The organism is Streptomyces sp. NBC_00193, from assembly GCF_026342735.1.
GTDB classification, from domain to species: Bacteria; Actinomycetota; Actinomycetes; order Streptomycetales; family Streptomycetaceae; genus Streptomyces; species Streptomyces stoeckheimensis.
In genome coordinates, this window is the sequence record NZ_JAPEMM010000001.1 from 764873 (window position 1) to 784725 (window position 19853).

Sequence of the window (19853 nt, forward strand, 5' to 3'; positions counted from 1 at the left end):
ACGTAAACGTACTGGAGCGGGGCCCCCGGATGCAAATCCGGTTGCCCCGCTCCGGTGTGGTCGCTACGGCGAGGGTCAGACCTCGACGACGACCGGGAGGATCATCGGGCGGCGGCGGTAGCCGTCCGAGACCCACTTGCCCATCGTGCGGCGGATGAGCTGCTGGATCTGGTGCGGCTCGGCGACGCCGTCGGCCGCGGCGCGGGCGATGGCTTCCTCGATCTTCGGCAGGACGGAGGCGAACGCCGAGTCCTCGATGCCGGAGCCGCGGGCCTGGATGTTCGGGCCGCTGACGATCTTGCCCGTGGTGCTGTCCACCACGACGTAGACCGAGATGATGCCCTCGTCACCGAGGATCTTGCGGTCCTTGAGGTGGGCTTCGGTGACGTCGCCGACCGAGAGGCCGTCCACGTAGACGTAGCCGGCCTGGACCTTGCCCGAGATGCGGGCCTTGCCGTCGATGAGGTCGACGACGACGCCGTCCTCGGCGATGACGATGCGGTCCTTCGGTACGCCCGTCAGGGCTCCGAGCTCGGCGTTGGCGCGCAGGTGGCGCCATTCGCCGTGGACCGGCATCAGGTTCCGCGGCTTGCAGATGTTGTAGAAGTACAGCAGCTCGCCCGCGGAGGCGTGGCCGGAGACGTGCACCTTGGCGTTGCCCTTGTGCACGACGTTGGCGCCCCAGCGGGTCAGGCCGTTGATCACGCGGTAGACCGCGTTCTCGTTGCCCGGGATGAGCGACGAGGCCAGGATGACCGTGTCGCCCGGGACGATCCGGATCTGGTGATCGCGGTTCGCCATGCGGGACAGGGCCGCCATCGGCTCGCCCTGTGAACCGGTGCAGACCAGGACGACCTCGTGGGGCGGCAGGTCGTCGAGGGTCTTGACGTCCACGACCAGGCCGGCCGGAACCTTCAGGTAGCCCAGGTCGCGCGCGATGCCCATGTTGCGGACCATCGAGCGGCCGACGAAGGCGACCCTGCGGCCGTACTCGTGCGCGGCGTCGAGGATCTGCTGGATGCGGTGCACGTGGCTCGCGAAGCTCGCCACGATGATCCGGTTGTTGGCGTTGGCGAACACCGTGCGCAGGACGTTGGAGATCTCGCGCTCGGGCGGGACGAAGCCCGGGACCTCCGCGTTCGTCGAGTCCGAGAGGAGAAGGTCGATGCCCTCTTCGCTCAGACGCGCGAAGGCGTGCAGGTCGGTGAGGCGGTTGTCCAGCGGGAGCTGGTCCATCTTGAAGTCACCGGTGCACACGACCATGCCGGCGCCGGTGCGGATGGCCACGGCCAGGGCGTCCGGGATGGAGTGGTTGACCGCGATGAACTCGCAGTCGAAGGGGCCGAGGTTCTCGCGCTCGCCTTCCTTCACCTCAAGGGTGTAGGGGCGGATGCGGTGCTCCTGGAGCTTGGCCTCGATGAGCGCCAGCGTCAGCTTGGAGCCGATCAGCGGGATGTCCGGCTTCTCCCGGAGGAGGTAGGGGACGGCGCCGATGTGGTCTTCGTGGCCGTGCGTGAGGACGATGCCCTCGATGTCGTCGAGGCGATCCCGGATGGACGAGAAGTCCGGCAGGATCAGGTCGATGCCCGGCTGCTCCTCTTCGGGGAAGAGGACGCCGCAGTCGACGATGAGCAGGCGGCCGTCGAACTCGAAGACGGTCATGTTGCGGCCGATCTCACCGAGCCCGCCCAGGGGGGTGACCCGAAGGCCGCCCTTGGGGAGCTTCGGCGGCGGACCGAGTTCAGGATGCGGATGGCTCAAAAGGTTCTCCTTCACCACGCGCGGCCACGTACCCGTCGAGGCACGTGGCGCGCATGTCATTCGTGCACTTGCTGTTGTCTTGTGTGGTTCTGCTTATTCAGTTGTGAAGTCTGATGTCAGAGCTGTACCCCGCCGGCGGCAAGATCGATCTTGAGCTGCGCCGTCTCTTCGGCGGTCAGCTCGACCAGCGGGAGCCGCAGCGGGCCCGCGGGCAGGCCCTGCAGGTTCAGCGCGCCCTTGGTGGTGATCACACCCTGGGTGCGGAACATGCCGGTGAAGACGGGGAGCAGCTTCTGGTGGATCTCGGTGGCCTTCTGGACGTCGCCGCCCAGGTGGGCCTCGAGCATCTCGCGGAGCTCGGGGGTGACCACGTGACCGACCACGGAGACGAAGCCGCACGCGCCGACCGACAGGAGCGGCAGGTTCAGCATGTCGTCACCGGAGTACCAGGCCAGGCCGCTCTGTGCGATGGCCCAGCTGGCGCGTCCGAGGTCGCCCTTGGCGTCCTTGTTGGCAACGATACGGGGGTGCTCGGCCAGCCGGACGAGTGTTTCCGTATTGATCGGGACACCGCTGCGGCCCGGGATGTCGTAGAGCATGACCGGGAGCTCGGTGGCGTCGGCGATCGCCGTGAAGTGCCGGAAGAGGCCCTCCTGCGGCGGCTTGCTGTAGTACGGGGTGACCGCGAGCAGGCCGTGAGCGCCGGTGCGCTCGGCCTGGCGGGCCAGCTCAAGGGTGTGACGGGTGTCATTGGTGCCGATGCCGGCGACCACGTGGGCCCGGTCTCCGACCGCTTCGAGTACGGCTCGTACGAGGTCGTTTTTCTCCGCGTCAGTGGTGGTCGGCGACTCACCGGTGGTTCCGTTGATGATCAGGCCGTCGTTGCCTGCGTCCACCAAGTGGACGGCGAGCTGCTGCGCGCCGTCGAGGTCAAGTGCGCCATCCGCCGTAAACGGCGTGATCATGGCGGTGAGGACCCGCCCGAAGGGGGTCTGCGGAGTCGAGATCGGAGCCATGGGTAACACGCTACTCGCTGCCATGCTCGCGGTGTCCCCTCGGGGGACGTGATGAGGGTGTTGGAGCCCGGCACTGCCTGCTCGGGGGTTCAAGCAGTGCCGGGTCCGTTTGATCAGCCTAGATGAACTTTACGAAACGTGGCAATACGGACACTTCAGACTTGTTCCGTACATCCGTGCGGAACCGGAAGATCCACGCATATGCGGCACCGTGGACGGCGGGGCCGAACGGGTGGCCGGGTGGCCCGGGGTCCTCCGCGCCCCCGGGCCGCGGAGCTGACGCAGCGCCATAAAATTTGGTTAATGTCCCGAAAATCGGCACCGATCGGGCCTTTCGCACGTCCTACTTCGTAGAACGTCCGCCCGTCCCGCCACCCACGCCCCAAGGGCCCTGACCCTGAGGAGAGTCGTTCCCCATGTTCCGCCGGCGCGAACCCGTCCCGTTCGCCTTCGTCGCCGAGGCCGACCGATTCCGCAGCAACGTCACTCCGCCGCCGCGCGAGAGTCTGAGCAAGACCCAGATCGCCGCCCGTAGTCTGGTCGGACTGACCGTCGTCGCGGGGCTCGTCGGATCCCTGCTCTTCGGCATCCCCGCACTGCAGCCGAGCCACGCACCGGCGAAGTCGCAGCAGTCGGAGGCCTCCGAGGGGCGGTAGCCTCACGGGCACAGCCCAACCGAACGTGCATGTGAGTGAGGTCCTGCCGTGCCCCTGCCCTTCCTGACGGCCGACGGCGCATTCGACGCGCACGACACCGGGGAGACGCTCCCCTACGAAGACCCCGACCGCTGGCGTCGCCCCTACCGTCCGGGGCCCTGGCGGGTGGCCATCGCCGCCGTGCTGCTCCTGCTCGGCTCGTTCATGCTGTTCGCCACCGTCATCATCGTGGCGGCCGGCACCTGGGCCGGCGCACTGGGCGGTCTGCTCGCCTCGCTCGCCGTGGTCGGCTCCGCCCTGCGGCTGCTGCGCACGGGCGTCTGGGTGAGCCCCAAGGGGCTGCGCGTGGCGGGGTTCTTCACGACCCGCTCGATCCCCTGGAACCAGGTCGGCGAGGTCCGCACCGTGCAGCAGCCCGTGCGCTGGCTCGGACTGCCGAGGACCGTGCAGGGCCAGGCCCTGACGGTCGCCGCGCGCGGCGGCGCCGAGCTGCCGGTGCTGCTGACCGACCACAACGCCGATTTCCTGTCGCGGACCGAGGCCTTCGACCGGGCCGCCGGCTCGGTCGAGGCCTGGGCCGACGAGTACCGGGCCGTACCGGCCTGACACAGTCCGCCACACCGCCCCCGAGAGGGCGTCAGACCCGCACGGGAAGCCCGTACAGGCTCAGGCTTGTACGGGCTTCCCGTCGTGCAGGGAGATGGCCCGCTGCATGGCCTTGCGGGCCCGCGGGGTGTCGCGGGCGTCGTGGTAGGCGATGGCGAGGCGGAACCAGCTGCGCCAGTCCCCCGGCGCGTCCTCCGTCTCGGCCCTGCGGCGCGCGAAGACCTCGTCGGCAGAGTCCCGCAGGATCCGGCCGTACTTGTCCCGCTCCAGCTCGTCCACGGGCAGTCCGCCCTCGGCCTCCAGCTCGGCTCCGAGCTGGTTGGCCTTGGTGACGAACTGGGTGTTCTTCCAGAGGAACCAGACGCCGATGACCGGCAGGATCAGCACCGCCACCCCGAAGGTGACGGTGAGCCAGGTCCCGTGCCGGATCAGCATCAGGCCCCGGCTGCCGACCAGGACGAAGTACACGACCAGGACCGCGGCCGTGATGAAGTAGAGGATCTTCGCGCGCATGGGTGCAGCCGCCTGCTCGTCAGCCGAGTTCGAGGAAGTTTTCCAGGCCGAAGGTGAGGCCCGGGGTCTGCGTCACGCGGCGTGCGCCGAGCAGGATGCCCGGCATGAAGCTGCTGTGGTGCAGGGAGTCGTGACGGATGGTCAGGGTCTCGCCCTCGCCGCCGAGGAGCACCTCCTGGTGGGCCAGCAGGCCGCGGAGGCGGATCGCGTGCACCGGGACCCCGTCGACGTCCGCGCCGCGCGCGCCGTCGAGGGCGGTGGCGGTGGCGTCGGGCTGCGCGCCGAGGCCGGCCTCGGCGCGGGCGGCCGCGATGAGCTGCGCCGTACGGGTCGCCGTGCCGGAGGGGGCGTCGACCTTGTTCGGGTGGTGCAGCTCGACGACCTCGACGGACTCGAAGTACCGGGCCGCCTGGGCGGCGAACTTCATCGTGAGGACGGCGCCGATGGAGAAGTTCGGCGCGATGAGCACACCGGTCGCCGGGGAAGCGGCGAGCCAGGTGTTCAGCCGGGCGAGGCGGTCCTCGGTCCAGCCGGTGGTGCCGACCACTCCGTGGATGCCGTGGCGGACGAGGAACTCCAGGTTCTCCATCACCGAGGCGGGGGTGGTCAGCTCGACCGCGACCTGGGCGCCGGCCTCGGCCAGCGTCTCCAGCTTGTCTCCGCGGCCGAGGGCGGCCACCAGTTCCATGTCCTCGGCGGCCTCGACGGCCTTGACCGCCTCGGAGCCGATGCGGCCCTGGGCGCCGAGAACTGCCACGCGCAGCTTGCTCATGTCATTCCTTAAAGTGCGTACGGACCCGGGCCCTGTCCCGGGGCCCGGGCAACGTGCTCCCGAGGGTTCGCCCGGCTAGGCGACGGCCTCGTCCAGACGGGCCGCCTGCTTCTCCTTCAGCGGGCCGATCACCGCGAGCGAGGGCCGCTGGGCCAGGACGTCCTGCGCGACCGAGCGCACTTCGTCCGGGGTGACGGCCGCGATCCGGGCCAGCAGGTCGTCGACCGACATCTGGTCGCCCCAGCACAGCTCGCTCTTGCCGATGCGGTTCATGATCGCGCCGGTGTCCTCCAGGCCGAGGACGGTGGAGCCGGACAGCTGGCCGACGGCCCGCCGGATCTCCTCGTCGGTGAGCCCGTCGGCGGCGACCTTGTCCAGCTCGTCCCGGCAGATCCGCAGTACGTCGTGGACCTGGTTGGGGCGGCAGCCGGCGTAGACGCCGAAGAGGCCGGTGTCGGCGAAGCCCGAGGTGTACGAGTACACGCTGTAGGCGAGGCCGCGCTTCTCCCGGACCTCCTGGAAGAGGCGGGAGGACATGCCGCCGCCGAGCGCGGTGTTCAGTACGCCCAGCGCCCAGCGGCGCTCGTCGGTGCGGGCCAGGGCCGGCATGCCGAGGACCACGTGGGCCTGCTCGGTCTTGCGGTTGACCAGCTCGACGCGGCCGGAGGTGCGGATCCGCTTGGTGCCGGAGCGCGGACCGACCGGTTCGGCGTCGGTGCGGGTCAGGGCGCCGGCCTTCTCGAAGGCCGCGCGGACCTGGCGTACGACCTTGTTGTGGTCGACGTTGCCCGCGGCCGCCACGACCAGGTGGGTGGGGTCGTAGTGCTTCTTGTAGAAGCGGCGGATCCGGTCGGCGGTGAGCGCGTTGATCGTGTCCACGGTGCCGAGGACGGGGCGCCCGAGCGGGGTGTCCCCGTACATCGTCTGGGCGAACAGGTCGTGGACCATGTCGCCCGGGTCGTCCTCGGTCATCGCGATCTCTTCGAGGATGACTCCGCGCTCGGCGTCGACATCGGATTCGAGGATCAGCGAGCCGGTGAGCATGTCGCACACGACGTCGATGGCCAGCGGCAGGTCGGTGTCGAGCACCCGCGCGTAGTAGCAGGTGTACTCCTTCGCCGTGAAGGCGTTCATCTCTCCGCCGACCGCGTCGATCGCGGAGGAGATGTCGAGGGCACTGCGCTTCTCGGTGCCCTTGAAGAGGAGGTGCTCCAGGTAGTGCGTGGCGCCGTTGAGCGTGGGCGTCTCGTCCCGGGAGCCGACGTGCGCCCAGATCCCGAAGGTGGCGGAGCGGACGGACGGCAGGGTCTCGGTGACGACGCGCAGTCCGCCGGGGAGGACCGTGCGGCGGACGGTGCCGATGCCGCCTGCGCCCTTGAGCAGTGTTTGGGTACGGGCGACGGCCCGCCCCTCCGAAGAGGGGCGGGCCGTCACACGGGAACTACGCGACGTCACTTGTCGGAGTCGTCCTTGTCAGCGTCGTCGCCGGCGGCCTCGCCGTCGATCACGGGGATCAGGGAGAGCTTGCCGCGGGAGTCGATCTCGGCGATCTCGACCTGGACCTTGGTACCCACCGCGACCACGTCCTCGACGTTCTCCACGCGCTTGCCACCGGCGAGCTTGCGGATCTGCGAGATGTGCAGCAGGCCGTCCTTGCCGGGCATGAGGGAGACGAAGGCACCGAAGGTGGTGGTCTTGACGACCGTACCCAGGTAGCGCTCGCCGACCTCCGGCATGGTCGGGTTGGCGATCTGGTTGATCGTGGCGCGGGCGGCCTCGGCGGCCGGACCGTCGGCGGCACCGATGTAGATGGTGCCGTCGTCCTCGATCGTGATCTCGGCGCCGGTGTCCTCCTGGATCTGGTTGATCATCTTGCCCTTGGGGCCGATGACCTCACCGATCTTGTCCACCGGGATCTTGACGGTGATGATCCGGGGGGCGAACGGGGACATGGCGTCCGGCGTGTCGATCGCTTCCATCATCACGTCGAGGATGTGGAGGCGGGCGTCGCGGGCCTGCTTGAGGGCGGCGGCCAGAACCGAGGCCGGGATGCCGTCGAGCTTGGTGTCCAGCTGGAGCGCGGTGACGAACTCCTTGGTGCCGGCGACCTTGAAGTCCATGTCGCCGAAGGCGTCCTCCGCACCGAGGATGTCGGTGAGGGCGACGTAGTGGGTCTTGCCGTCGATCTCCTGCGAGATCAGGCCCATGGCGATACCGGCGACGGGGGCCTTGAGGGGCACACCGGCGTTCAGCAGCGACATGGTGGAGGCGCAGACCGAGCCCATGGACGTCGAGCCGTTGGAGCCGAGAGCCTCGGACACCTGGCGGATCGCGTAGGGGAACTCCTCGCGCGTCGGCAGGACCGGCACGATCGCGCGCTCGGCGAGCGCGCCGTGGCCGATCTCGCGGCGCTTCGGCGAACCGACGCGGCCGGTCTCGCCGACCGAGTACGGCGGGAAGTTGTAGTTGTGCATGTAGCGCTTGCGGGTCACCGGGGAGAGGGTGTCCAGCTGCTGCTCCATGCGGAGCATGTTGAGGGTGGTGACGCCCAGGATCTGGGTCTCGCCACGCTCGAACAGCGCCGAGCCGTGCACGCGCGGGATGGCCTCGACCTCGGCGGCGAGGGTACGGATGTCCGTGATCCCGCGGCCGTCGATGCGGACCTTGTCCTTGATGACGCGCTCGCGGACCAGAGCCTTGGTGAGGCTGCGGTACGCGGCGGAGATCTCCTTCTCGCGGCCTTCGAAGGCCGGGAGGAGCTTCTCGGCGGCGATCTCCTTGACGCGGTCCAGCTCGGCCTCGCGGTCCTGCTTGCCCGCGATGGTCAGCGCCTGGGAGAGCTCGCCCTTCACCGCGGCCGAGAGGGCCTCGTAGACGTCGTCCTGGTAGTCCAGGAAGACCGGGAACTCGCCCTCGGGCTTGGCGGCCTTGGCCGCCAGGTCCGCCTGGGCCTTGCAGAGGACCTTGATGAAGGGCTTCGAGGCGTCGAGGCCGGCGGCCACGACCTCCTCGGTCGGCGCCTCGGCGCCGCCCTTGATCAGGGCGATGGTCTTCTCGGTGGCCTCGGCCTCGACCATCATGATCGCGACGTCGCCGTCCTCGAGCACGCGGCCCGCGACGACCATGTCGAAGACGGCGTCCTCGAGCTCGGTGTGCGTCGGGAAGGCAACCCACTGGCCGCGGATCAGCGCGACGCGGACGCCGCCGATCGGGCCGGAGAAGGGCAGACCGGCCAGCTGGGTGGACGCGGAGGCGGCGTTGATCGCCACGACGTCGTACAGGTGGTCGGGGTTGAGCGCCATGATCGTCGCGACGACCTGGATCTCGTTGCGCAGGCCCTTCTTGAAGGACGGGCGCAGCGGGCGGTCGATCAGGCGACAGGTGAGGATCGCGTCCTCGGAGGGGCGGCCCTCCCGGCGGAAGAAGGAGCCGGGGATCTTGCCGGCCGCGTACTGCCGCTCCTCGACGTCCACCGTCAGGGGGAAGAAGTCGAGCTGGTCCTTGGGCTTCTTCGACGCGGTGGTGGCGGAAAGCACCATCGTGTCGTCGTCCAGGTAGGCAACGGCGGAGCCGGCGGCCTGGCGGGCCAGACGGCCCGTCTCGAAGCGGATGGTGCGGGTGCCGAAGGAACCGTTGTCAATGACGGCCTCGGCGTAGTGGGTCTCGTTCTCCACTAGCGTTTTCTCCATTTTCGTCGTCTCCGTCCGCCACCCGTGTGGTGGTGGACGGTTGCGGAGAAGCGCTCCTGGCGTGCGGGCCGGTCTTCGATCGAAGCAGCCGGGCGAAGCCCCGTACGGGCTTTCCGGATGCCACTACCGAGGACCGGCGGCGTGGGAGGGCGCTCCTCCTCTTCAGTTGTGCACGTCTTACGACGTGGACGCTTCCAGACTACAAAGCGTCCGGTACGTCGCGCACGTACAGCAAAGGGAGCGGCCCACTCAATGTGGGAACCGCTCCCTTCACAGCGTCTTTACTTGGCGCCGGCCGCACCGCGGCGGATGCCGAGGCGCTCGACCAGCGTACGGAAGCGCTGGATGTCCTTCTTGGCCAGGTACTGCAGCAGGCGGCGACGCTGGCCGACCAGGATCAGCAGACCACGACGGGAGTGGTGGTCGTGCTTGTGGGACTTCAGGTGCTCGGTCAGGTCCGAGATGCGGCGGGACAGCATCGCAACCTGGACCTCGGGGGAGCCGGTGTCGCCCTCCTTGGCACCAAACTCTGCGATGAGCTGCTTCTTGACTGCGGCGTCGAGCGGCACGCGTACTCCTTGTAAATAGGTCTTCATAGCCACCGAGTGCCCCAGGTCGAATTCTCTGGGGATCTTCCGTAACTCGGGAGGCGGGGTCCGCTGAGCGCAGCCTCCAGAAGAATCCGGGGGCGCGTACACAAACGGCCGTCACACAGCGTACCAGGCTGCCGCAGCCCCTCGTCTCAGCTGGTGAGAGCGCGGGCCCGGGCGTAGACGTCGAGCACGGCCAGGGCCAGCGGGACCAGGCTGAGGAGGACCGCCGCCTCGGTGAGGTCGAGCAGCCGCCCCCAGAAGGGTGACAGACCCTTGCGGGGAATGACCAATGCAATTCCGGCGAAGAGGGCCGCACCGGCGGCGACGGCGGCGGAGAGCCAGAGCGTACGGATCTCCAGGCCGCTGTGGTCCCCGTACAGGGCGAGCTCCCGGAGCAGGGCGGCCGGCGGGTGCATGGCGAGGCCCAGGACGAGCAGGCCCAGGGCGGCGAAGCCGGCCACGAGGGTGCAGGCGACCTGGGAGGTGTAGCGGAAGAGGCGGGCGCGCAGCAGCATGGCGAGGCCGGTCGCCAGGGCCAGGAGCCGGGCCCAGGTGTTGTCCGAGAAGCCGAGGACGGCGGCCGAGCCGACGGCGACGGCGGCGCAGCCGCCGACGAGGCCGAGGAGCATCTCGTGGCCGCGGCGGGCCTGGGCTGCGATGGCCTCGGCGTCGAGGGGGGCTCCGGAGTCGTGCCCGTCGGTGGCGGAGCGCTCACCGTACGGCTCGCTCTCGTAGCGGTCCGGAGCCTCGTACTCGGCGGTGGCGCTCTGCGGGGCGGCGTAGCCGATGGGGAGGCGGGCGAAGCGGGCGGAGAAGCCGGGGAGGAAGGCGACGAGGCCGATGGCCGCGGGGGCGCAGACGGCCGCGGCGGAGGTCGCGCCGGCGTCGGCGGCGATGGCGGCGAAGGTGGCCAGGGTCCCGGTGGCGGCGAGGAAGGTGGTCGCGACGAAGGGGGCGTCGCCGTCGGGGGTGAGCGCGACGAGGGCGACGGAGGCGACGAGCACGCAGACGCAGCCGAGGAGGAACTGGAGCCGGCCGGGGCCCTGGCCGGCGGCGGGGGCGATGATGCCGGCGCCGGCGAGCAGCAGGTGCGGTACGGCGGCGAGGCCGAGGGCGACGGCGGAGCCGCGGTCGCGGTAGACCCGGGCGCGGACGCCCGCGGCGGCGGTGAGGAGCACGCCGACGGAGCCGGCGATGATGCCGGGCAGTCCGTGCATGTCGTGCAGGACGGGGTCGGCGTACCAGAGGACGAAGCCGAGGAGGACGAAGAGGACGGCGGCGCCGGTCAGGCCCGCGCCGCGCAGCATGTCGTCGCTCCAGCGGTGGCGGTCGCGCACCACGGCGGCGGCGACGGCGTCGGAGACGTCGTCGAAGACGGCGGGGGGCAGGGATTCCGCGAAGGGGCGCAGGCTCAGTACTTCGCCGTCGAGGACCTGCTGGGCCGCGAGGGTGCGGGCGCCGTCGAGGACGGTGCCGGAGCGCAGGACCAGGTGGAAGCCGGTGGGTGCGCCGACGGGCTGGGTCTGGCCGGTGAGGCGCAGCAGCTCGGGGTAGATGTCGGCGACGGCGATGTCCTCGGGGAGGGCGACGTCTATGCGGCTGTCGGGAGCCACGACGGTGACCCTGCGGAAGCCGGTCGCCTCGGCGGTGTTCACCTGATGCCCCCCGGTGGGTGTGTGCGTTGGTGTGCGTGCGGGTGCGCCGGTGACGGTGGTCCGCCCGCCGGTGCGCAGCCGATTCGCGGATGCGCATGCTGCGCGCGCCACCCTACCGGGAGGCCCGATGACTGTCGGCAAGTAGGATCACCTCTCTGCGGAGGAGACCCCCTTCGCGCCCGGGACTTGAGGGCGCCGGTTGCGACGTCCCGTCTGTTTTCGAGGGATTGATGCTCCGGTGAGCCAGATCGTCGTCAAACGTCCGCCCCGGTCGCTGCCGCCCGAAGTGCCTTCGGACGAACTGAGGCTGGAGGCACCGCCGGAACTTCCCCGGGGGCAGCAGGAGGGCGTGCTGATGCAGCTCCTCCCGATGCTCGGGATGGGCTCGTCCGCCGTGTTCTTCTTCATGCCGGGTGCCGCGCCGTTCATGCGGATCATGGGCGTGCTGATGATGGTGTCGACGGTGGGCATGCTCGTGGCCCAGCTGGTGCGCCACCGGCGCGGTACGCAAGGGCAAATGGCCGATATCCGGCGGGATTACCTCAAGTACCTGGCGCAAACCCGCCGTCAGGTACGGAGGACCGCGCGGGCCCAGCGTGACGCGCAGCTCTATCTGCACCCGGCTCCGGAGCAGTTGTGGTCGGTGGTGGCCGAGGGCTCGCGCCTGTGGGAGCGGCGGGTCGGCGACCCGGACTTCGGGCAGGCCCGGCTGGGGCTGGGCGCGCAGCGCCTGGCGACCCCGCTGGTGGCTCCGGAGACGGCGCCGGTGGACGAGCTGGAGCCGCTGACGGCGGGTGCCATGCAGCAGTTCCTGAGGGTGCACTCCTCGCTGGACGGGCTGCCGATGGCGGTGTCGCTGCGGGCGTTCTACCACGTGACGGTGTCCGGGGAGCCGGAGTCGGCGCGGGGCACCGCGCGGGCGCTGGTGGCTCAACTGGCGACGCTGCACTCCCCCGAGGACCTGATGGTGGCCGTGGTGGCCGCACCCGGCGCGGTGGCGGAGTGGGACTGGGTGAAGTGGCTGCCGCACACCCAGCTCCCGGGTCAGATCGACGGGGCGGGCACGAAGCGGCTGTTCGGCGACGACCTCGCCGAGCTGGAGGGGCTGCTCGGTTCCCGGCTGGAGGGGCGGCCCCGGTTCAGCCGGGAGGGCTCCCCGGTGCTGGACCAGCCGCACGTGGTCCTCGTACTGGACTCCGGTTCCCGCGGGGGTCTGGTGCCGCAGGACTCGGTGTTCGCGGCGGCCGAGGGTCTGCAGGGGGTCACCGTCGTCGAGGTGGTGGCGGGCGAGCTGGACGAGGCGCGCGGCGGGCTGTCGGTCGTGGTGCGGCCGGGCCGGCTGCGGCTGGAGTCGGGTGCGGGCTTCGCCTACGAGGGTCTGCCGGACACCCTGTCGCTGACGGCGGCCGAGGCGCTGGCCCGGCAGCTGGCGCCGCTGCGGACGGGCGGCGGGGACGAGGACGAGCCGCTGCTGGCCAATCTGGACTTCACCGACCTGCTGAACCTGGGCGACGCGGCCGCCGTGGACGTGGCCCGGACCTGGCGGCCGCGCTCCGCCGGCGAGCGGCTGCGCGTGCCGATCGGGGTGGGCGAGGACGGCTCCCCCGTGATGCTGGACCTGAAGGAGGCCGCGCAGGAGGGCATGGGCCCGCACGGGCTGTGCGTGGGCGCGACCGGTTCGGGCAAGTCGGAGCTGCTGCGCACGCTGGTGCTGGGGCTGGCCGTCACGCACACCTCGGAGACGCTGAACTTCGTGCTCGCCGACTTCAAGGGCGGTGCGACCTTCACCGGGATGGGGCAGATGCCGCACGTCGCGGCGGTCATCACCAACCTGGCGGACGACCTCACGCTCGTGGACCGCATGGGCGACTCGATCCGGGGCGAACTGCAGCGCCGCCAGGAGCTGCTGCGCTCGGCGGGCAACTACGCGAACATCCACGACTACGAGAAGGCCCGCGCGGCGGGTGCTCCGCTGGAGCCGCTGGCCTCGCTGGTGCTGGTCATCGACGAGTTCTCCGAGCTGCTGACCGCGAAGCCGGACTTCATCGACATGTTCATCCAGATCGGCCGCATCGGCCGGTCGCTGGGCGTGCACCTGCTGCTGGCCTCGCAGCGGCTGGAGGAGGGCAAGCTGCGCGGGCTGGACACGTACCTGTCGTACCGGATCGGTCTGCGGACCTTCTCGGCGGCGGAGTCGCGGACCGCGATCGGCGTGCCGGACGCCTACCACCTGCCGTCGGTGCCCGGTTCGGGGTACCTGAAGTTCGGTACGGACGAGATGACGCGCTTCAAGGCCGCGTACGTCTCGGGGACCTACCGCTCGGGCGGGCCCGACCTCTCGGTGGGGATGTTCCCGGTGGAGCGGCGGCCCGTGCTGTTCACGGCGGCGCCGGTGCCCGTGGTGTACGCGGCTCCGGACCCGGCGTACCTGTCGGCGCGGGCGGAGCAGGAGGCGCAGGCCGGCGACGACGCGTTGGCGGACACGGTGCTGGACGTGATCGTGGGACGGCTGGAGGGGCAGGGGGTGCCGGCGCACCAGGTGTGGCTGCCGCCGCTGGACCAGGCTCCGCCGCTGGACCAGTTGCTGCCGGCGCTGGCCCCGTCGGCGGAGCGCGGGCTGCACGCGGAGGGGTACACGCGGCCGGGTGGTCTGGTCGTACCGCTCGGGCTCATCGACAAGCCGTTCGAGCAGCGGCGCGAGGTGCTGTACCGGGACTTCTCGGGTGCGGCGGGCCACATGATGGTGGTCGGCGGTCCGCAGTCGGGCAAGTCCACGCTGATGCGGACCCTGATCTCCTCGTTCGCGCTGACGCACACCCCGCGCGAGGTGCAGTTCTACGGGCTGGACTTCGGCGGCGGCGGTCTGTCCTCGCTGGCCGAACTGCCGCACGTGGGCGGGATCGCGTCCCGGCTGGACCCGGAGCGGGTGCGGCGCACGGTCGCGGAGGTGGCCGGGGTGCTGCGCCGGCGCGAGGAGTTCTTCCGCGCGAACGGCATCGACTCGATCGGCACCTACCGGCGCCGGCGGGCCGCGGGCGAGCTGCCCGGGGAGGCCTGGGGCGACGTGTTCCTGGTCATCGACGGCTGGGGCGGCTTCCGGGGCGAGTACGAGGCCCTGGAGCAGGTCGTCACGGACATCGCGTCCCGCGGGCTGGGATACGGCATCCACGTGGTGATCACGGTCGCCCGGTACATGGAGGTCCGGGCCGCGCTGAAGGACCAGATCCTCAGCCGGCTGGAGCTGCGCCTCGGCGATGTCATGGACTCCGAGTTCGACCGCAAGGTGGCGGCGAACGTCCCGACGGGGATGCCGGGCCGCGGCCAGGTCGCGGAGAAGCTGCACTTCCTGGGCGCGCTGCCGCGGGTCGACGGCTCGCACGCGGCGGAGGACCTGTCGGAGGCGACGGCCGCCTTCGTGGACGCCGTGAAGCAGAACTGGGCCGGCCAGGCCGCCCCCGGCGTCCGGCTGCTGCCGCGGCTGCTCCACGCGGACCAGCTCCCCAAGGGCGGGGAGTACCCGGAGCGCGGGATCGCGATCGGCATCGACGAGACCGAGCTGGAGCCGGTGTTCGTCGACTTCGAGACCGACCCCTTCCTCCTCGTGTTCGGCGAGAGCGAGTCGGGCAAGACCAACCTGCTGCGGCTCATCGCGCAGCGGATCTCGGAGCGCTACGGCCCGGACCGGGCACGGCTGGTGGTCGGCGACTACCGGCGCAGCCTGCTCGGTGCGCTGCCGGAGGAGCACCTGCTGGAGTACGCGCCGATGGCGAGCTCCCTGCAGATGCACATGGAGGCGCTGGCCGGGGTGTTCGCCCGCCGGCAGCCCCCGCAGGACGTCACCCCGCAGCAGTTGCGCGACCGCAGCTGGTGGACGGGTCCCGACGTGTTCATCATCATCGACGATTTCGACCTGGTGGCCACGAGCCAGGGCAATCCGCTGGCGCAGCTGGTGGAGTTCCTGCCGTTCGCGCGCGACACGGGCGTCCGCTTCATCATCGCGCGCAGTTCGGCGGGTGCCTCGCGGGCGCTGTACGAGCCGTTCATGCAGCGGATCAAGGAGCTGGGCGCGCAGGGCGTGGTGCTGTCCGGCGATCCGTCCGAGGGGGATCTGGTCGGCAACGTGCGGCCGCGTCCCATGCCTGCGGGCCGGGCCTCCTTCGTCTCGCGCAAGCGCGGGACCTCGCTGATCCAGATCGGGCGGATGCCGGGGATGTAGGGCGGGGCGGCGCGCGGGGGCCGGGGGTCCGGGAGGGTTCCGCAAAGCTCCCCGCGCGCGGCTGGTCAGCGTCGATAATCGGCAGGGATCGCACCACCGAAGGAGAGGCCGCGCATGGGCACTCAGCAGGAGAAGGACGAGCTGTACGGGCTCGACATCAGCGGCGTCGAGTGGGAGGGCCCGCCCGGTACCTCTCCCGACGAGGAGCGGGTCGAGATCGCCCGGCTGCCCGAGGGCGCGGTGGCGATGCGGTCCTCCCTGGACCGGGACACGGTGCTGCGCTACACCGCGGCCGAGTGGGAGGCGTTCGTACTCGGGGCCAGGGACGGGGAGTTCGATCTCGACCGGGATCCGCCGAGCTGAGGTCCGTACGCGGGGCATGAGGAAGGGGCGCGCCCGATGCGGGCGCGCCCCTTCCTCGTGCCACGTGGCGCGTGGCGTGCCGTGCGGCTCAGTAGGCCTCGGTGAACAGGCGCGAGGCCTTCACGTCGGTGGCGCGGTAGTCGTTCTTGCCGCGCTCGATCAGGTCCGCGACCAGGCGCAGCTGGGCGCGCATGTGGTCGGCCTTGCCGTTGTACTTGCGCTGCAGCTCGACGTACTGGGCGTGCGCCTCGCCGTCCCAGGTGTCGGTGACGACCGTCAGGGCCGCACCCATCTCGTCGAGGTCCTTCTTGATGTTGTCCGAGACGATGCGGATGCGGTCCGCCATCATCTGGACGCTCTCGTACCGGACCTTGGTGTGCCCGTCGTTCGCGGTCATGCTCTTCTCCTTCGCACGGGGCGGGGCAGGTGGGTGAGGAAGTGGGTCAGATCCCGCGGGTCAGATCCCGTTGAGGGCGGAGGTGTTGCCGCCGCCGCTGGACGCCTTGACCGTCTGGAACGCCGAGACCACGTCGTCGTCCTGCGCGTTGCTCAGGTTCTTGGTCTGCCCGACCGCGTTGTGCAGGACGCCGAGCAGCCGGCGGATCTCGTCGTGGTCCTCGTTGACGACGGTCTGCGCGGAGGTGAACCCCGACGCACCCACACCGGTCCAGCCCGCGCTGACGGTGGCGAGGATGTCCGCCAGCTCCCGGGACTGCCGGGTGACGCTGTCGGCGGTCTCCGAAATCTTGTTCAGTGCCTGCTTTACCGGGTCATCAGCGAGTCCGAAATTGTTGGTCATCCGAAGCTCCTCATCTCTCAATTCGCCAGACAGAACCGGCGGATCGCGCGGCGGAGCGGTACTTCGAGGAGGCGGTTTTCAGCCACGCGCCCCCGGATCCCCTCCGCTTCACACACCATCCCCGATCACAGTCGTGAAGCCTCCGATCACTGTAGTCAGTTGATCGGCCTTACCCAACACAGCCCTTTGGGATCTGTTGATGAACCGTGACACCGTTCACAGCAAACGGCGCCGTCGGTTCCGGGCGTCCCGGACCACCGTGGCCGTACCGGCGATCACGGCGATGAGCACGCCGCCGATCCCCAGCGCGTACGTGCCGAGCCGCTCGTCGCGTTCGCGCGCCGTCTCGCTCGTGGCCATCGCGGCCGGTTCCGGGGCCGCCGCGCGGGGCGGGCCGGGGTCCGGCACGGGGGCCTTGGGGGGCTCTGCCCCCTCGGCGGACTGGGTGAGTGCGCGGACCGGGTCCACCACGCCCCAGCCCACGTAGTCGTCGTGGCCCTTGACGGAGCGCTCCGCGGTGTTCTGGAGCTGCCAGACCACTTCCTGCGCCGTCCACTGCGGGTGCTTGGCGCGCAGCAGGGCGGCGACCCCCGCGACGTAGGGCGCGGAGAAGCTGGTGCCGTTGTCCACGCACTGGCCGAAACCGGGGACGGTGGAGACCATGTCGACCCCGGGCGCCGCGATGCCGACGAAGGAGCCGGGCTGGGAGAAGGCGGCGCGCTCGTTGTTGCGGTCCGAGGAGCCCACGGCCAGGACCCCGGGGAAGGCCGCCGGGTAGGTGGGGCGCTTCTTCCCGGTCAGGCCGTCGTTGCCCGCCGAGGCGACGACGACCACGTTGGCCTCCACGGCCTTCTTGACGGCCTGGCCGAGCTTGGAGTCCTGGGTCATCGGCACCTCGGTGTCCTGCGAGATGTTGATGACCTGGGCCCCCTTGGCCACCGCGTGCGTGATGGCCTCGCTCAGGGTCTCGGCGTTGCCGTTGCCCTGCCCGTCGTTCTGCCGGATCGGGATGATCGTGGCCTCGGGGGCGAGCCCGACGAAGCCGGTACCGGGCTTCGGGCGGGCCGCGATCAGCCCGGCGACCTTGGTGCCGTGCCCGACGGTGTCCTCGGTGCCGTCGCCCTTGGCGTCGAGGAAGTCCCGGCCGGCCCCGATGTCGAGGGCATCGCTGAGCTGCGGGTTGACCCGGTCGACGCCGGTGTCGATGACGGCCACGCGGACGCTCTTGCCGTCCTTGGAGCGGCCCTTGGTCTCCGCCCAGAGCTCATCGAGCAGCAGGCGCTGGAGCGCCCAGGGCCGGTCCTCTATCTGCTTCTTCATCGGGAAGGTGCACTCGCCGGCGCCCGCGAGGCGCAGCGGGTACGGGGTCTCGCGGGCGCTCCCGTACGAGGGCTGCGGCGCGGCCCCCAGAGTGAGGGCGGCCGCCGCCAGCAGGGCGGCGACGGCGGGCTTCCCTGTGCTCGGCATCACGAACCCTGGGGCTGGCGGGCGGAGTTGCTGTCGAGGCGGGGCCCCTTGGAGAGGAACTCCGACCAGGCGATGGGCACCGGCACCGGCACCACGTTCGCGTATCCGAGCCGGGCCTGGGCCTGGCTCGGCGCGGGGCGGCCGTCGGAGGCGGCGGGCCCGCCCTGGCCGGAACTCGCGCTCGGTCCGGGTGAGGGCTGGGCCGCGTCGCTGTCGCCGTTGGCCTGGACGGCGTACCGCAGGCCGGTGTCGGTGACCAGGAAGAGCGCGCCGCCCGCGGTGGTCTGGCGGCCCTGCGTCTGGGTGTAGAGGAGGCCGGTGCCCGGGGTGACGTAGGCGCTCGTGCCGGTGGCGGTGATGTCGACCGGGAATCCGGTGCCGGCCCAGGTGCTCAGCGTCTGGCCGCCCTGGGCGTCGACCGAGCGCAGCACGCTGCAGACGGTGTCGCGGGCGCCGTCCGCGGGAGTGGAGCCGGTGGCGCGGACCTCGTTGATCCGGTCGGTCTTCTTCAGCGGCCACTTCGCGTCGCCCTTGAAGGGCGTGCGGTCCGGGTTGATGGACTGGAGGTCCACCTCGTGGGGCTTGCCGTGCATGTCCAGCCGGTCGGTCACGGGCGAGGAGATCATCAGCCAGGCGACGAAGTCGGAGACGGGGACGACCTTGCCGGGCACCACCAGGTAGTGCTGCGCACCCGCACCGGTCACGGCCTTCAGCACCATGCCGACCTTGTCGTCGGCGCTGGCCAGGCCCTTGACCCCGGCGGCCGTACCGGCCTTGCCGCCCGGCAGCTCGGGGAAGGCCAGGTCGTCGCCGGAGCCCAGGGTGGCCAGCCACTCCTCGGTGACCGGCTGCGGGACGGCGCTGCCGCCGACGAGGGCGTTGGTCATGGTGCGCGCGTCCGCGGTGCCCTCGGGGAACTTGTACTTCATGCCCGCCGCGTCGACGAGGTAGCGGGCCCTGCCCTGGCCGGTGCTCTGGACGTACAGGGCCTGGGAGTCGGAGAGCCGGCGCCCGTCGTCCATCAGCTTCGCCTCGCGGTCGGCCAGGACGAAGGCGGCCGTCTGCACGCCCTTGCCGTTGCCGCCGGGCTGCTGGCAGACGGCCCAGCGCTTGGCCTTCCCCGCCTCCGCGGGGGCGGGCAGCCGGTCGGGGGCGTACGGGATGCCGATGATGGGGCCGCGCGGGAGCTTGCCCGCGTCCAGCACCTTGTCCTCGACCTGGACGACCTTGGCCTTGTTCGGGTCGAGCAGCAGCCGGGCGGAGGCGAGGTTGAGCACCGGGTGCAGGCGGGTCTGGTCCTTGCCGTCGACCTTGGTGGTCAGGACGACGTAGCGGGTCGTCGAATCCTTGCCGACGATGACGTGGTCGCCGGGGGTGTCCCAGCCCTTGGGGGCCGTCGGCTTGAACATCCCCCAGGCTCCGAAGGCGGCGAGGACGAGCGCCGCGGTGATCACACCGGGCAGGACGGCGCGCAACGGTCGGGGAGCGCCCTCCTCCGACCCGCTCGCGGAAGGCTGAAGGAACGCGGCCACCGTGCGTCGCTTCGCAAAGGTGTACGCGTTGAGCTCGTCACGTCGTGAGGCCATGGCCGCCTGATTCTCCCCGCACGGCCCGGTCGGTGGGTACGGTCTCCGGGCCTCTATTGTCCGACCGGCCACCTACTATGCCTCTTGACGGAGGGTGGGTGGGGGCCGGGTAGGGTGAGGCAGCCGCTCCACGCCTTCCGGGCCGGGGGAAACAGGGGTGT

16 protein-coding genes are annotated in these 19853 nt (G+C 70.7%); 4 read left to right on the plus strand and 12 right to left on the minus strand.

The genetic code is table 11. The features are described from left to right. Positions 1-75: 75 nt before the first annotated feature. Both OG898_RS03030 and dapA read right to left on the minus strand, forming a co-directional pair. Positions 76-1761, minus strand: a complete 1686-nt coding sequence (locus OG898_RS03030) for a ribonuclease J (protein WP_250749194.1) — start codon at positions 1759-1761, stop codon at positions 76-78. A gap of 116 nt (positions 1762-1877) precedes the next feature. Beyond that, on the minus strand, positions 1878-2777 hold the full coding sequence (gene dapA / locus OG898_RS03035; protein ID WP_250749196.1) for a 4-hydroxy-tetrahydrodipicolinate synthase: 900 nt from the start codon (positions 2775-2777) through the stop codon (positions 1878-1880). A gap of 416 nt (positions 2778-3193) precedes the next feature. Between dapA and OG898_RS03040 the strand changes: the two genes are divergently transcribed. Then, positions 3194-3433 (plus strand): hypothetical protein, encoded by a 240-nt coding sequence (locus OG898_RS03040; RefSeq protein ID WP_243337485.1) that lies wholly within the window; start codon positions 3194-3196, stop codon positions 3431-3433. Positions 3434-3481: 48 nt separating this feature from the next. After that, entirely contained in the window at positions 3482-4039 is a 558-nt protein-coding gene (locus tag OG898_RS03045) for a PH domain-containing protein (RefSeq protein WP_250749200.1), read from the plus strand. 60 nt (positions 4040-4099) lie between these two features. Here OG898_RS03045 and OG898_RS03050 read toward each other — a convergent pair whose 3' ends face one another. The 6 genes from OG898_RS03050 to eccD all read right to left on the minus strand — a co-directional run bounded on the left by OG898_RS03050 (position 4100) and on the right by eccD (position 11261). After that, positions 4100-4552 carry a hypothetical protein gene (locus tag OG898_RS03050; RefSeq protein ID WP_266954845.1) on the minus strand — a complete coding sequence of 151 codons (453 nt, stop codon included), beginning with the start codon at positions 4550-4552 and terminating at the stop codon, positions 4100-4102. A 19-nt stretch (positions 4553-4571) separates the two neighbouring features. Next, the gene (dapB, locus tag OG898_RS03055; protein ID WP_250749206.1) at positions 4572-5324 is read right to left on the minus strand and encodes a 4-hydroxy-tetrahydrodipicolinate reductase; all 753 of its coding nucleotides are present in this window, start codon (positions 5322-5324) and stop codon (positions 4572-4574) included. Between the two features lie 75 nt (positions 5325-5399). Beyond that, positions 5400-6779 carry a pitrilysin family protein gene (locus OG898_RS03060; protein ID WP_250749209.1) on the minus strand — a complete coding sequence of 460 codons (1380 nt, stop codon included), beginning with the start codon at positions 6777-6779 and terminating at the stop codon, positions 5400-5402. After that, the gene (locus tag OG898_RS03065) at positions 6776-8998 is read right to left on the minus strand and encodes a polyribonucleotide nucleotidyltransferase (protein ID WP_250749304.1); all 2223 of its coding nucleotides are present in this window, start codon (positions 8996-8998) and stop codon (positions 6776-6778) included. The genes OG898_RS03060 and OG898_RS03065 overlap by 4 nt, the downstream gene beginning before the upstream one ends. Before the next feature lie 296 nt (positions 8999-9294). Then, on the minus strand, positions 9295-9582 hold the full coding sequence (gene rpsO, locus OG898_RS03070; RefSeq protein WP_243337509.1) for a 30S ribosomal protein S15: 288 nt from the start codon (positions 9580-9582) through the stop codon (positions 9295-9297). Positions 9583-9755: 173 nt separating this feature from the next. Further along, entirely contained in the window at positions 9756-11261 is a 1506-nt protein-coding gene (gene eccD / locus OG898_RS03075; RefSeq protein WP_250749213.1) for a type VII secretion integral membrane protein EccD, read from the minus strand. A gap of 238 nt (positions 11262-11499) precedes the next feature. Between eccD and eccCa the strand changes: the two genes are divergently transcribed. Together eccCa and OG898_RS03085 are read left to right on the plus strand one after the other, a co-directional pair. Further along, on the plus strand, positions 11500-15477 hold the full coding sequence (gene eccCa / locus OG898_RS03080; protein WP_266954849.1) for a type VII secretion protein EccCa: 3978 nt from the start codon (positions 11500-11502) through the stop codon (positions 15475-15477). Positions 15478-15591: 114 nt separating this feature from the next. After that, entirely contained in the window at positions 15592-15840 is a 249-nt protein-coding gene (locus tag OG898_RS03085) for a DUF397 domain-containing protein (RefSeq protein WP_250749220.1), read from the plus strand. Positions 15841-15928: 88 nt separating this feature from the next. On the opposite strand, the gene OG898_RS03090 is transcribed toward OG898_RS03085, so the two are convergent. The 4 genes from OG898_RS03090 to eccB all read right to left on the minus strand — a co-directional run bounded on the left by OG898_RS03090 (position 15929) and on the right by eccB (position 19692). Further along, positions 15929-16237 (minus strand): WXG100 family type VII secretion target, encoded by a 309-nt coding sequence (locus tag OG898_RS03090; RefSeq protein ID WP_250749224.1) that lies wholly within the window; start codon positions 16235-16237, stop codon positions 15929-15931. A gap of 60 nt (positions 16238-16297) precedes the next feature. Next, positions 16298-16639, minus strand: coding sequence for a WXG100 family type VII secretion target (locus tag OG898_RS03095; protein ID WP_250749227.1), 342 nt, complete (start codon positions 16637-16639; stop codon positions 16298-16300). 216 nt (positions 16640-16855) lie between these two features. Continuing rightward, positions 16856-18106 (minus strand): type VII secretion-associated serine protease mycosin, encoded by a 1251-nt coding sequence (gene mycP, locus OG898_RS03100; RefSeq protein ID WP_266954853.1) that lies wholly within the window; start codon positions 18104-18106, stop codon positions 16856-16858. Beyond that, complete coding sequence (gene eccB, locus OG898_RS03105) at positions 18106-19692, minus strand: type VII secretion protein EccB (RefSeq protein ID WP_266954855.1); 1587 nt, start codon at positions 19690-19692, stop codon at positions 18106-18108. Before eccB ends, mycP begins: the two co-directional genes overlap by 1 nt. Between the last annotated feature and the right edge of the window lie 161 nt (positions 19693-19853).

Coding starts and splice junctions, on each gene's coding strand:
- dapA (WP_250749196.1), bottom strand. CDS start 2,777: ATGGCTCCGATCTCGACTCCGCAGACCCCCTTCGGGCGGGTCCTCACC.
- OG898_RS03040 (WP_243337485.1), top strand. CDS start 3,194: ATGTTCCGCCGGCGCGAACCCGTCCCGTTCGCCTTCGTCGCCGAGGCC.
- OG898_RS03050 (WP_266954845.1), bottom strand. CDS start 4,552: ATGCGCGCGAAGATCCTCTACTTCATCACGGCCGCGGTCCTGGTCGTG.
- dapB (WP_250749206.1), bottom strand. CDS start 5,324: ATGAGCAAGCTGCGCGTGGCAGTTCTCGGCGCCCAGGGCCGCATCGGC.
- OG898_RS03085 (WP_250749220.1), top strand. CDS start 15,592: ATGGGCACTCAGCAGGAGAAGGACGAGCTGTACGGGCTCGACATCAGC.
- OG898_RS03090 (WP_250749224.1), bottom strand. CDS start 16,237: ATGACCGCGAACGACGGGCACACCAAGGTCCGGTACGAGAGCGTCCAG.
- OG898_RS03095 (WP_250749227.1), bottom strand. CDS start 16,639: ATGACCAACAATTTCGGACTCGCTGATGACCCGGTAAAGCAGGCACTG.
- mycP (WP_266954853.1), bottom strand. CDS start 18,106: ATGCCGAGCACAGGGAAGCCCGCCGTCGCCGCCCTGCTGGCGGCGGCC.
- eccB (WP_266954855.1), bottom strand. CDS start 19,692: ATGGCCTCACGACGTGACGAGCTCAACGCGTACACCTTTGCGAAGCGA.